The organism is Enterococcus sp. AZ080, assembly GCF_051714945.1.
GTDB lineage: Bacteria > Bacillota > Bacilli > Lactobacillales > Enterococcaceae > Enterococcus_B > Enterococcus_B pernyi.
On the sequence record NZ_JBIOSV010000001.1, the window covers coordinates 2,628,802 to 2,642,500 of the forward strand.

The following is a 13,699-nucleotide window of genomic DNA, read 5'->3' on the forward strand; positions in this document are numbered from 1 at the left end:
TACAAAATTTAATGAAAATCATAGGTTAAATCCGAATTTATGTTATACTAGTAAAAATTTATTTGGGGAGGTTTCAGAGTGGATTCGCACTTAAACAAACACATTGCAGTTGCAGGAAAAAAACAACCCGCTGATTTAGTTATCAAACATGCAAAAATCGTCAACGTCTTTACGAAAACAATCATGGAGGGTGATGTCGCTGTCTGCGACGGAAGAATCGTAGGTATTGGGGAATACGAAGGTACGACTATCTATGATGCAAAAGGACAGTATTTAGTTCCTGGTCTGATCGATGGTCATGTGCATATCGAAAGTTCTCTATTAGCACCTAAAGAGTTTGCGAAAATCTCTCTATTACATGGTGTGACAACAGTAGTAACTGATCCTCACGAAATCGGTAATGTCGCCGGAAATGTGGGCCTTGAATTTATGCTGGCAGATGCAAGAGAGACACCAATGAATATATTCATCATGCTACCTTCATGTGTGCCTGTCACACCATTTGAAACAAGTGGCGCTGTCTTAGATGCAAAAGCACTTGCTCCTTTTCTTGAGTATCCTGAAGTACTTGGTCTAGCTGAAGTAATGAACTATCAGTCAGTCGCTTCAAATGAGCAAACGATTATCGATAAATTACAGCTGATGCATCAAAAGAACAAAAAAATCGATGGCCACGCCGCAGGAATAAACGGAGACGACTTAAACGTTTATTTAACTGCGGGCATTCGAACAGACCACGAAGCAACGACCGCCCAAGAAGCGGAGGAGCGTTTAGCGCTAGGAATGTATTTGATGGTTCGAGAAGGAACCGTAGCAAAAGATCTCCAGGCACTCTTACCTGCTATCACACCAGACAATTCACGTCGCTGTTTATTCGTGACTGATGACAAATTGATCAATGATCTTGTAACAGAAGGTTCCATCGATCATATCGTCCGTGAAGCCATCTTGGCGGGCATGGACCCACTACAAGCCATCCAAATGGCTTCATTGAATGCGGCAGAATGTTTTGGCTTACAACATTTAGGGGCAGTTGCGCCAGGCTATCAGGCAGACTTTTTCTTAACAGATGACTTGAAAAAGTTGCCGATCAATACCGTGTTCTATCAAGGAGAAACGGTTGTGATAGATGGACAGTTGGTCCCTGAAGTTACAAAATTAAAAATTCAGCCAGCGATTGATGCATTACCAAAAATGACAGTTGCACCATTTGGTCCACACTCTTTAGAACTAGCTTTATCTTCATCAACCGCTCATGTCATAGAAATCATTCCAAATAGTTTGTTGACCAACGATTTATTGGAGCAAGTTCAAGTCGATAATGGTTCTTTCACTCCTTCAGTGGCAGATGATCAACTAAAGATTGCTGTCATCGAACGACATCATGCTACAGGAAATATTGGTCTAGGAATTGTAAAAGGATTCCAACTAAAAAGGGGGGCCTTAGCTACTACGGTGGCTCACGATTCACATAATATCGTCGTTGTAGGAACAAATGATGAAGATATGTGCTACGCTGCTGAACAATTAATCCAAAAAGGCGGCGGGATGATTGTTGTAGATCAACAAACTGAATTAGCTTGTTTACCATTACCTATTGGCGGTTTGATGTCACTCGAATCTTATGAAACAGTTAATCAGCAATTACTGAACTTGACTGACCAAGCACATCATTTAGGCGCAAGTGAAGCATTCGATCCATTCTTGACACTTTCATTTTTAACGTTATCAGTTATTCCTGAATTGAAAATCACTGATATGGGGCTCTTCTCTTTTTCAAAATTTGACTTGATTCCCGTCTGTGATCAACAAGACTAAAAAAATAAAAAAGAAGAGACAAGAACTTACAGTTCCTACTCTCTTCTTTTTTCTATTTGGTTTTGTCCACAAACTGTGCTTCCACACGATAGATCCGTTGTCCTCGAGAAGAAAACTTCTCTTCATATTCTGTCATGATATTGTCTTCAAAATCACTTTGATGTAAATCAAGCCAGACTTTTTTTAGACGCATCCCGTATTGTGAAAAACTAGCCAACGAATATTCAAACAATCCTTGATTATCTGTTTTGAAATGAATTTCGCCATTTGGTTTTAGGATCTCTTCGTCAACAGCTAAAAATGTACGATACGTCAAGCGCCGTTTTTCATGTCTCTTTTTAGGCCATGGATCTGAAAAATTCAAATAAATCTGATCGATCTCATTCTCTGAAAAGTACTCAGTCAAAGCAGAACCGTCCACGTGCAATAATCTTAAATTAGGTAATGGTTCCTCCAATACTTTTTCTAAAGCAATAGACACGACACTTACTTGCATTTCGATCCCAATATAATTGATTTCTGGATGAGCTTTGGCCATCCCAGTAATAAACTGTCCTTTTCCCATGCCGATCTCAATATGGATTGGTTGATCATTGCCAAATAATTCTTTCCATTTTCCACGCCATTTTGTTGGCTCACTGATGACGATCTCTGGATGAGCGGCTAGCATTTCTGCTGCATTTGGTCGGTTGCGAACACGCATCTTTTTCTTCCTCTCTATTCCTATAAAAGATTGTTCCTTGTATTTCACTGAATTTATTGTAAACCGCTATTGGTATTACCCCTAAAAATAAAAAAATCAACTGAATATCCGAGCTTAACCACTAAAAATTCGTTTGAGTTGTAAAATCTCTTCATTCATTCGTCGATAATCTTCACGTTTGCAGTAGCGTGTGATTTCTTGTAATAGGTTCATCACCGCATACCAATGTAGTTTTTCTAAAATTTCATCTGTTGGTCGGATACCGTAGCTGATCAACCACTGATTCCAACTAGACAATGGCACGTAATTTCCTAAAATAGTCGCGATATCTACCGCTGGATCAGCGAACATGATTGAATCCCAATCAACTAAATATAAATAATTTTTACAGACTAACCAATTCCGATGATTGACATCTCCATGCACGACCGCTAATTTTTCCTTGTCTACCGAAGGAACTTGTTGGCACAAATAGCGATAAACGAGTTGTAAAAATTGATTGTTTTTTAAGCTATCCGGCAAATCTTGTTCATAATATTGCAGCATTTTCTGGGGTGTCAATACTCTACCACCAATTCGAGAAAGCATGGTTTTTAAAGACGTTGAATGATGTAGATGATAAAGTACATCAATGACATCATTTCTTTGGCCAATCTCACTAGGCGTCAACAAGCGGCCTTCCAGCCATTCTTGTGCGGTCAAGGTATCGCCATCTCCTGTTCGCTTAGTCCACACTAATTTAGGCGTAATGCCTTCACGAGAGAGTGCAGCGAGCATTGGCGTTGTGTTCCTCTTGATAAAAACTTTGTCTTTATCACGCATGCCTATGTATGTTTTTCCTGTGTCACCTTTGATGGGGCGTAACCGCCACTCTTGGTCTAACTGAAACTCCATCGCGCATTCTCCCGTCCTCTACTATATGTTTGCAGTATCTATTATTCTAGTCGCCCAAGTCTTGAACGTCAAGCACATATACGTTCTTTTTCTATGTTTTGCCTTCTAAAAAACCAACTTTTATCAAAATAAAAAAAGTCCCTAGTGATTTCTTCCTATTAATAAGGTTTAATACATCCTTTTTTGACCATGGAAAAAAATAGGAAAGTTCGAAAAAACATAAAGTAATTTCGGACTTCCCCACAATTCTTGTGATCTATTCTCGTAAAATAATAAAATTTTTCTGCTTGATTTCTCAAGGCTACTCCGCAACCTTCTTGAGCCGCGATGGCACGTACCATTTGATCAAGAGTCCGTTGACAACAAGATAGACTAAGATAGGTAGCCATCTCTCATTTCCATCAAGAACAACAGCAGCGATCACTCCAAATAAAACAGCAACAAAAGTCAATAACCACGTCAAAAGACGTTGGAGTGCTCCACTTTTTTGACTCTGTGGGATAGGATACAATTGGACCAAGATCATATAGCGAAACTGACTGTATAACGGTAATAACTGAAAGCCAATCAAATATAGAAATAATGAGCCAATACCTAAAGTAAAGTATAGATCGTTGATTCCGGCGATAATGATCGAGCCAATCACTGTCAAACGTACGTACAAACCAATAAAGTCTGACCCTCTAGCAAAACGTCGAACAAATAAATAAAAATACGTGTTTTTCGTTTCTTTCTTGATTCCTCGTAACACCGGATCAAGATAACGGCGCCTTTTGACTTTCGCGGTGATCTCCGGCACATCTGTAAACAAATTGATGAACTGATAGATTTGGTGCAAACGTTGTTTTTCTAATTGGATCATTTTTTCCCAGTCCAAATGAGCGGACAGTTTTTTCCATAAGAACCCATAATAGATCCCAGCTTGAACAGATGAAAGAATCAAGCCCAACCAAATATTCCCATAAAAAGAAAGAAGTAAGATCCCAAATGACGAGACCCACCAACCATATTTAAACAGGTTTTTACGTGTTTCTTCCATACGATAAAAATCTACTCGCTTCACTTGTAAATGACTAGACTTCAAACTCCATAGTATAAGTAGATAAACAAAAAATAGCGAAAATGGTTGTTGCGTTGAAACCACAACTAACGGCATCGCAAATCCACACACTAATCCTAGAAAAACCATAGGAAAAATACAAGAATAACGAAAAGCTCGTTGCAAATAGCCTTTCATTTCTTTTTCTTTCGGTAAAAGAAAAACTAAATCTGCCGGCTCCGCAAAAGTCGCGATTTTCCCAACGATCAAGCAAATCATCCAAATCAATGAGACGATGATACCTCCCATCGAAAAAGGAGCTTCAAGTGTTTTTAGCCAGTTAGAATAATAAAGGCCTAGACCCCCAATCAAAAATAAACAGACTAATACAAAATGGTCGTTGAATACATAGCGTAAATATTTCATCATTTTTTTATGATGTTTTGCTAGTCTTTTTTGAAAAAAATCATTCATAACCTTGCTCCTTCGTCAATGCGATGTAGATTTCATCTAGGGATGCTTCCGGCATTCGAAAAGCAGTTTGCAACTCTGCTAACGTGCCATCTGCTCTGATTTCTCCTTCATGAAGAACAACAAAACGGTCACAATATTTTTCAGCAGTGGCTAAAATATGCGTAGACATCAAAATACCCGATCCTTCATTTTTCATCTCGACCATTAATTCCAACAAAGCATTGATTGCCAACGGATCTAGCCCTAGAAAAGGTTCGTCAATGATATACAAAGATGGTTCAATCAAAAAAGCACACAAAATCATTACTTTTTGTTTCATCCCTTTTGAAAAATTCGCTGGAAACCACTCTAACCGATTGGACAAACGAAACGTGTGTAACAACTTTTCTGCCCGTTTCATCGCGATATCCATTGGAATGTTATAAGCCATCGCCGTTACTTCAATGTGTTCTTTTAACGTAAGTTCTTCATATAATGAAGGTGTTTCTGGAATATAACCAATTTGTTTACGATAATTTTCTACATCCTTTTTAAGGGATAATTGATTGATCTCGATTTTGCCTTTCGTTGGTTCAAGCAAACCGATAATATGTTTGATCGTTGTACTTTTTCCTGCTCCATTCAAACCAATCAACCCAACCATTTCTCCAGGTTGAACGTTAAAACTGATATCTTTCAAAACAGGTAAATGACCATAGCCACCTGTAACATGTTCGATTTTTAAACTCATATTTCTTCCTCCGTTATTATATTATCTTCATTATACCACGAAGCAAATCACGTCCAATTATTTTTTACGTGCATTCTCACGAACTTATGTTAAAGTTGAGGTAACGAAATTTGAATAGAAGAAAGGTGTTTTTATATGGACAATTGTATTTTTTGTAAAATCATCAATCAAGAGATCCCTAGCTATAAAATCTATGAAGACGAGAAAATCTATGCGTTCTTAGATATCTCTCAATCAACTAAAGGACACACATTGATCATTCCTAAAGAACACGTAACTGATATCTTTGATTACAACGAGGAATTAGCCAGTGATGTCTTTGCCCGTATCCCAAAAATCGCTCGTTCCATCGAAAAAGCATTTCCGGAAATGGAAGGTTTAAATATTATCAATAATAATCGAGAACTAGCCTATCAAACTGTATTTCATTCCCATATCCATTTAATTCCGCGTTATAGTAAACAAGATGACTTCTCCATTCACTTTGGAAACCATCAAGCAGATTATACAACGGAAGAAATGACTGCTATCCAAGAAAAAATCAAAGAGCAGGTGACGATTCATGGTTAAAAATTTTCTAAAAGGATTAGTATTCGGTGCTGTTACCGGTGCAGCAGCAGGATTATTATTTGCACCACGTAGTGGAAATGAGACCAGAGAGAAATTGATTGCAGAATTAGATGAAGCAACTGAATTAACCAACGAATTAAATAACAGTTTGAATCATTTTAAACACGCGCTATCTGAAACAAAAAAAACAGCTGAAACTGTTATTCCACCTTTTCAAGAATCAATCGAAAAAGACCTTGAAAATTTCAAATTCCAAGCAGAACCACGAGTGACACAAATCCAAGAACAAGTAGAAAAACTTTCGGCACATTTACCTGAAAGCTTGACAGACGTGCAATAATGATCAAAAATCAAGCGCTTTTGATAACTATATGTCTTTTTCATGTGCCTAGATGTATGGAATGTGACAAAAATTTGAATTTTGTTTGAAACTATCAGTCAGAACGTTTTTATTCGCTCATAGATATGGTATAGTAATATTTGTGAAAACCAATAATAAATTACAGGAGTGCAAAACTTAAATGAAAAAGAAAAAAATAATTTTAGCTGCGACAAGTGCGTTAGCTATTCTAACACTAGCAGCTTGTTCTGGTGGCGGGGATACAAACAAGGATATCGTAACCATGAAAGGCGGCACAATCACCGTTGCTGATTTTTATGAAAAAGCAAAATCTGAATCCGCTAACCAACAATTACTTCAACAAATGGTGATCTATGATGTATTCAATAGCAAATACAATGATAAAGTTTCAGATAAAGAAGTAGATGCTGAATATAATAAAACAAAAGAAACTTATGGTGACAGCTTCGAGACACAATTAGAATCTGCAGGATTTACAGAAGAAAGCTACAAAGAATTCCTTCGTAATAATCTTGTCTTTAAAGCTGGGATCGAATCTCATGTGAAATTGACAGATGAAGACTTGAAGAAAACGTGGGAAACATTCCATCCAGAAGTAGAAGCACAAATCATTAAAGTTGCTAGTGAAGACGAAGCAAAAGAAGTTAAGAAATCAGCTGATGACGGCAAAGATTTCGAAGAACTAGCGAAAGAAAAATCAACAGATACAACTAAAGACGATGGTGGTAATATCAAGTTTGATTCAGAAACACAAACTGTTCCATCTGAAGTAAAAGAAGCTGCTTTCAAACTTAAAGACGGTGAGATCTCAGATGTGATCACTGCAACAAATCCTTCTACTTATGCAACAGAATACTATGTCGTTAAAATGGTGAAAAACCAAGATAAAGGAAATGACATGGATAAATTCAAAGATCAATTAGAAGAAATTGCGACTCAAGCAAAAGTGAATGACAGCGAATTTACAACAAAAGTAATCGGTGAAGAACTAAAAGAAGCGAATGTAAAAATCAAAGATGACGCATTCCAGAACATCTTGACACCATTTACTTCAGCTACAACAAGTACATCTTCAACTGAAGACTCAGCAACAGAAAGCTCAGAAACAAAGAGTTCTGAAACAAAATCAACTGATTCTACTGAAACATCAGAAACAGAGCAAAGCACGACTGAATCAACAAACGAATAAATACTATACGCTTCTACACATTAAAAATAAATGCTAGAAAGTATTTAAAAAATGGTTTAGGAAGAGAAAATTCTTCCTAAACCACTTTTTTGAATACGATAAGTTCTCATTATTCATCTCTGCTAACGGAAAGTAAAACATTCTTTGGGTTCATAAAAAAATGTTTAGGGACATAGTTCTCTTTGAACCAACTAAAAGCGAATAAATGTTGGGAACAAAAGTTCCCTCTTCGGAAATAAAGCGACATCCACAAAAGTTTGAAAAACAATTTTCGTGGATGTCGTCTTATTTATCGAGGCTAAATACTTCCGTCTTGCCCTCTTTAAAACTAGTGAGATGCTATCAATAAATTGTTACGTATCTTTCATTGTCTATCGAACAATTACCATCATTTCTGTTTAGGTACATAAAAACTACGATTATCTAACCCAAATATTCGATCTGTATATTTCCCTGGCTCTGTTTGACGAATCGCAGTAGTCATCATTTGCATTGAAGCATCGATCGTGTCGATTTGGTGTAAGACTTCAGCTTCCATGATTCGAGGTCGAACAGGCGAACCATATTCTAATAATCCATGATGTGATAGAACCATATGACGTAAGATCAGCACATCTTCTTCTTCCTCACTGATTTTCAACGCTAAACAAGCTTTTGTTATTTCTTCATCAATTAAAACTAAATGCCCTACTAAATTACCTGCTAATGTGTATTCTGTTGCCATTGAGCCAGACAACTCGATTACTTTCCCTAAATCATGTAAGATAATTCCCGCATAAAGTAGCGGGCGATTCAATTCAGGGTATTCATCAGCAATCGCTTTACCTAAGTGTAACATCGATACTGTGTGATAAGCCAATCCACTAGCAAATGCGTGATGATTTCGTTTTGCTGCTGGATATTCAAAAAATTGTTTTTGGTATTTATTGAGTAAATAACGTACGATTCGATTCCAATGTGCATTGGTGATCTCAAATAGCAATTGGTTGATTTCTTCTTCCATTTCTTCTTTTCTCAATGGTGCTCTTTCCATGTACAAACTGGGATCACTCGGTTCATCAACTTTTGTTAAACGCATATGCAAGATTTTAACTTGAGGGTTTCCTTGATAGACCTCGCGTTTACCATTTAAAAAGACAACTGTTCCCGGTGTAAATTTTTTGATCTCGTCCTCTGATGCATCCCAATATTTGCCATCAATTGTTCCTGATGTATCTTGAAATGTAAAAGCGATAAATTTCTTACCGTTCTTAGCGATTCTTACATCTGCATTTTTGATCAAAACGAATTGTTCGAATTGTTCATCAACGACTAATTCACGTATTTTTTTCACTATTTGCACCTTCTAACTTTCTCACAGATTGTTCTAGCTCATGATAATAGCTTACCATTTCTTGATCAGAAGACAAGCAGATTACTTGATAGGTTTTGCTAAATTCAGCTAGTAGTTTAGCTAAACGGTATTTTCTCTTATGGTCGTAGTGTAGCCAGCCATCATCAATGATCACTGGACAGATCGAACGTTTCGCTTCCAAAACAAGATATGCAAAACGCATCGCCATAATCATCTGATCCTTTGTCCCTGTCGATAGTTCATAAATTGGAAACTCATCTGTACCATTTGTTAATGTCAATGTATCGTTTTTCAATTGTATTTCTTGGTACTGTCGATCAGTTAGGATACTTAGATAGTCTCCAGCTAATTTGAGTAACTGTGGTAATTGCCGTTCACTTAATTCTGTCGAAAGATCACCTAAAAATGTCCCAGCAATCACTAAGCCTCCCCACTCTTCAAATAAAGTTTGTAGTTGTGCTTTTTGTAGACTTTCCTGTTGATATAATTCATCTAATGTCCCGTCTTGTTGTAATCCCTCAATTTGCAACTGCAAACGTTGACGTTGCTCACTCTTCCTACTTTCTTCCCTCTTTAGTTCTTGCAATCGTTCGGATTCATGAGCAATCTGAGTCTGCAACTGGCTATAAGTAATGACAGTTTTAAAAATTGGGGAAAGAATATGCGTCAATTCTTCAAAACGCGCTTGTTGTTGCTTCGTTTGCTCCACCTTTTGTAAAAAAATCGGTACTTCTGATGGGTAAGAAAGTTCTGCTCTAGTAAATTGTTCTTTGTATTCCTCCAACCACATTTTTTGTTTCTTTTTCAATGCGTTGATTTCTTGTTTCAATAAAGTATTCTGTTGATAACTTCTAGCATATTTCATTTGTTCCATCTCTTGGATGAACGTGGTTAATAGCGCCATTTTTTCCGAGAGAGATTTATGTTGGAGAGGTAGCCATTCTTTTGCTAGGTCAAGTTCCCCATCTATCTGTAAGAGTTGTTCCTGTATCTCACGTTCTCGTTGTTGCTTTTTTTGGAAAACAGCATAAAGCTTTTGATAATCTGTTACTTCTTGGCCCTCATTTTTCATCGTTTCAAGCGTGTTCATTATTCCTAATGAGTGATGATAGGCAAAATCAGCCACTGATTGTTCCATTTTTTGTTGCTTTCGTTTATTCTCATTGATTGTTTGAGTAATCTCTTCTAATTGTGCCAATACAATATCCAGTTGTCCTAGTTTCTCTTGCCATTTCCCTTTGATTTCTGGCAAATTTTGGTTTGTAGTGTTCTTAGGTTTTCTACGAGTCAACGTATAGCCAACCACTCCCAAAGCAAGCAATGGCCCCAATATTTTTCCAGGCATAGGTAAGATTAAACCAATCACAGCTAACACTAACGCACTAACGTAAAATTTGAAAAAGGATTGTTTTTCTGGAACATCCTGGGTCGGTCTTGTTTGGATCAGCGTTGGATGGGCTAGTTCTAATTCATTGATCTCTGCTTCTAGTGTTTGTTGCTGTTCCTTCACAATATCAAAACGAATCGCTAACTGACTGTGTTCATCATTTAATTGTTGCGCCATCGTATACAAAGAACGCCACTCTGGATCATCAATAAATTCCTGTGGTCGTTGCAATCGATCCCAGCGCCAACGTTGTTCTAAGATTTTCAATTCTGACGCTGTTTCCCTTGTCTCTACTTGCAGTCTTTGCCACTCATCCATTAATTGCTCAGTTGAAAATTGCTTTTGCTGTAGTGCTTTCAACTCTTGTTCTTGTTCTAAATAAAAATAATAACGTGCAGACTGTTGATCCATCCCACTATGTCGCTCTAACGAAGCCTCAAGTTCTTCCAGACGTTCGTTCATTTGTTGATAACGTTTGGTAAATACTTCTAAATCTTGTATTAGTGATTCATCCGGTACTTCAGCTAGCATATTTTTTTTCAGTGATTGCCACTCTTCATATAAAGAGAAATTCAATTCTTGTTGATGATACAGCGTAAGTTTTTGATTGATTTGTTCGATATCATGCAATAAGAGCTGTTGTTGTTCTGCTAGTCGTTGTTCCTCCATGATCCATTCACTATAGATCGCCTCTTGTTCTTGCTTTTGATGAATCTTTTCTTGTAGTTGTTTCCATTCATTTAGTCGCTGATTAATCACTAATTTTTGACCTTTTCTTTTAAACAACTTATCAGCTGATTGATAATATTCTTGTCTTTTTTGAAAGACATGAGAACTCCCAGTGATTCCTAATGAAATCAGCGCATCATGTAATTCTTTTTCTGTTAAATGAGCAAGTTCACTCAGTTGTTCTTGTTGAAATGTAAAAACCTGCTGGAATAACTCTTTCGTCAAAGGTGAAAGTAGTTTTTCTAAGAGTTCATCACTTCCACTTTGGCCATTACATGTGACCTTCGATTTACCTCTATTTTGTTGTTTATATCTCTCAACATAAATTTCTCCATGTACAGGATGATTCAGCCATAATTTCCCACCATATGCAGAACCGTCTCTCGGTGTGTAATCTTTCTTTTTCTTCCCTTTTGATGGAAAACCAAAAAGGATTGCTTGAATAAATTGATAAATTGTTGACTTTCCCGCTTCATTTTCACCGTAAATCAACTGATTGCCAGAGGTAAAATCAAAGGTTTGCTGACGCCACTTTCCAAAAGCTGCTATTTCGATTTTTAAAATATTCATTCAGTACCCCCCTCAAACAAAAAGTCTTGCCGAATGATTTCTTGGGCCTTTTGTATCGTAGATTCTTGAAAGTCCGGTAGCAGATCCAACACTTTGATTGCCTCTTGATTTGTGTAGGCTTCATGTAATATATGCTGAAAATCTTCTTTTGTTTGGTAATTTTCGAATAGTTGTTCAAACATCAATGTGGAAGCAGACAAAGAAATTTTTACCTTGTTATCTCTTTCTAAAGTAGAGATGCGCCAAATAACTAAATTCGAAAATTTCCTGTTTGTTTCTTCCTTCAAATAATCTAATAATTCTCCAGAATAAATACGATCCAACACTTCCTGATCTAAGTGTTCATAATCAATGATCTCAAATTCAATGAGAGTCATCTTATTGGGTTCAACTAATTCTTGCTGGATTTTCTTCAATACATCCGTCGTTTGTTTCACTTCTCTGAGAGAAATTTGCTGACGTTTCCAATAAACTTCTGCAACTTTTATAGGTGTTGTTCGACAAGATGCTCCTTGAAGTTCAACTAAAACTATTGAAGTCGCAGGCTCTTCTTTTTTTGTATGACCTTGTGGTGCACCAGGATAAAGAATGGTCCCTTTTTCATTTAATTTAGTTGGAACATGGATATGGCCTAATGCCCAGAAGTCATAGCCTTTTGCTTCCATTTGATTTGCTTGAAATGGTGCATAATTCCCATGAGTTGACCCAGTTTCACCATGATAGAGTCCAATATGGTAGTCGACAGCAAAACGTTGGGGAAATTCAGGTACTTTTTCCTCAGTGATCCATTGTTTTGTGTAACTAAAACCACTGAGTGCAATCGTTTCGCCAGCATCCGTCGTCATTTGCAGTGTCTCTACAGTTTCCGAAGTAAACAAAGAAAGATTCTCGGGAAATTCAAACCAATATCTCTCTTTTTGATAAAAATCATGATTACCAAATGTTAAAAAAACTGAGATATTGTGTTCTCCTAAGCGCTTGATTTGTTCCGAAAAATGCTTTTGGATCTTTAGCGAAGGACGATTCTGGTGGAAGCTATCCCCTACCAGTAAAACAAAATCAACCTGATGTTTGATTGCCTGTTCCACAATATTTTCAAGTACGGTCAAATTAGCCCGTAATAATTTCTTTTGAACTTTTCCATCGATTCCCACTAATCCTTCAAATGAACGATCCATATGCAAATCTGCCGCATGAATAAATTTGACCATTAAGCTACTACCTCCCTATATATAAGATAATAAAATATAAGTTTGTCTGTAACGCTTTACTAAAACAGATCGATATCTGTTGACATTTTTTGTTTATACATGATTTATCATAACATTTCCATTGCTTTTTTTCAGCAAAAAACCGAAAATTTGTTCGCATCCAGACAAAAAAAAACAGCTGAACTTTCGTTCAACTGTTTTCGTTTGCGTGGCGGCGTCCTACTCTCACAAGGGGCAACCCCTCACTACAATCGGCGCTAAGAAGCTTAACTTCTGTGTTCGGCATGGTTACAGGTGTATCCTTCTCGCCATCGCCACCACACTTGGTGTTATCTATATTGAGTAAATCTTGTTCACTCAAAACTGGATTTGAAGTATCAGTAAGAAACTCTCCGAGTTTTTCATTTTATTTTGGTTAAGTCCTCGATCGATTAGTATCAGTCCGCTCCATACATCACTGTACTTCCACTCCTGACCTATCTACCTGATCATCTCTCAGGGATCTTACTTTCTTAAAGAAATGGGAAATCTCATCTTGAGGTGGGCTTCACACTTAGATGCTTTCAGCGTTTATCCCTTCCCTACATAGCTACCCAGCAATGCCCTTGGCAGAACAACTGGTACACCAGCGGTAAGTCCATCCCGGTCCTCTCGTACTAAGGACAGCTCC

The 13,699-nt window shown here is 37.3% G+C and carries 11 protein-coding genes and 2 rRNA genes (1 of these 13 cut by a window edge); 4 read left to right on the forward strand and 9 right to left on the reverse strand.

The features are described 5' to 3' along the window. Positions 1-78 precede the first annotated feature (78 nt). On the forward strand, positions 79-1,818 hold the full coding sequence (gene ade, locus IGK01_RS12485) for an adenine deaminase (RefSeq protein WP_224434270.1): 1,740 nt from the start codon (positions 79-81) through the stop codon (positions 1,816-1,818). Between the two features lie 52 nt (positions 1,819-1,870). Here ade and trmB read toward each other — a convergent pair whose 3' ends face one another. The 4 genes from trmB to IGK01_RS12505 form a co-directional block, all read right to left on the reverse strand. Further along, positions 1,871-2,521, reverse strand: coding sequence for a tRNA (guanosine(46)-N7)-methyltransferase TrmB (trmB, locus tag IGK01_RS12490; RefSeq protein ID WP_438840799.1), 651 nt, complete (start codon positions 2,519-2,521; stop codon positions 1,871-1,873). Positions 2,522-2,635: 114 nt separating this feature from the next. Next, entirely contained in the window at positions 2,636-3,415 is a 780-nt protein-coding gene (locus IGK01_RS12495) for a phosphotransferase family protein (RefSeq protein WP_010734193.1), read from the reverse strand. A 301-nt stretch (positions 3,416-3,716) separates the two neighbouring features. After that, entirely contained in the window at positions 3,717-4,928 is a 1,212-nt protein-coding gene (locus IGK01_RS12500) for an ABC transporter permease (RefSeq protein WP_023520447.1), read from the reverse strand. After that, positions 4,921-5,658 (reverse strand): ABC transporter ATP-binding protein, encoded by a 738-nt coding sequence (locus IGK01_RS12505; RefSeq protein ID WP_010734191.1) that lies wholly within the window; start codon positions 5,656-5,658, stop codon positions 4,921-4,923. Before IGK01_RS12505 ends, IGK01_RS12500 begins: the two co-directional genes overlap by 8 nt. A 135-nt stretch (positions 5,659-5,793) precedes the next feature. Here IGK01_RS12505 and IGK01_RS12510 point away from each other — a divergent pair, with 135 nt between their 5' ends. The 3 genes from IGK01_RS12510 to IGK01_RS12520 all read left to right on the forward strand — a co-directional run bounded on the left by IGK01_RS12510 (position 5,794) and on the right by IGK01_RS12520 (position 7,778). Then, positions 5,794-6,228 (forward strand): HIT family protein, encoded by a 435-nt coding sequence (locus IGK01_RS12510; protein ID WP_010734190.1) that lies wholly within the window; start codon positions 5,794-5,796, stop codon positions 6,226-6,228. After that, positions 6,221-6,568, forward strand: coding sequence for a YtxH domain-containing protein (locus IGK01_RS12515; protein ID WP_010734189.1), 348 nt, complete (start codon positions 6,221-6,223; stop codon positions 6,566-6,568). Before IGK01_RS12510 ends, IGK01_RS12515 begins: the two co-directional genes overlap by 8 nt. Positions 6,569-6,749: 181 nt before the next feature. Beyond that, on the forward strand, positions 6,750-7,778 hold the full coding sequence (locus IGK01_RS12520; RefSeq protein ID WP_153830548.1) for a peptidylprolyl isomerase: 1,029 nt from the start codon (positions 6,750-6,752) through the stop codon (positions 7,776-7,778). Positions 7,779-8,166: 388 nt separating this feature from the next. Here the strand turns inward: IGK01_RS12520 and IGK01_RS12525 are convergent, their stop codons facing one another. From IGK01_RS12525 to IGK01_RS12545, 5 genes are all read right to left on the reverse strand, one after another. After that, positions 8,167-9,111, reverse strand: a complete 945-nt coding sequence (locus IGK01_RS12525; protein WP_010734187.1) for a 3'-5' exoribonuclease YhaM family protein — start codon at positions 9,109-9,111, stop codon at positions 8,167-8,169. Further along, on the reverse strand, positions 9,095-11,818 hold the full coding sequence (locus tag IGK01_RS12530) for an AAA family ATPase (RefSeq protein WP_438840800.1): 2,724 nt from the start codon (positions 11,816-11,818) through the stop codon (positions 9,095-9,097). The genes IGK01_RS12525 and IGK01_RS12530 overlap by 17 nt, the downstream gene beginning before the upstream one ends. Beyond that, the gene (locus IGK01_RS12535; protein ID WP_438840801.1) at positions 11,815-13,029 is read right to left on the reverse strand and encodes a metallophosphoesterase family protein; all 1,215 of its coding nucleotides are present in this window, start codon (positions 13,027-13,029) and stop codon (positions 11,815-11,817) included. Before IGK01_RS12535 ends, IGK01_RS12530 begins: the two co-directional genes overlap by 4 nt. A gap of 206 nt (positions 13,030-13,235) precedes the next feature. After that, positions 13,236-13,351 (reverse strand): 5S ribosomal RNA (rrf, locus tag IGK01_RS12540). Positions 13,352-13,440: 89 nt separating this feature from the next. After that, positions 13,441-13,699 (reverse strand): 23S ribosomal RNA (locus IGK01_RS12545); it runs 2,656 nt beyond the window's last position.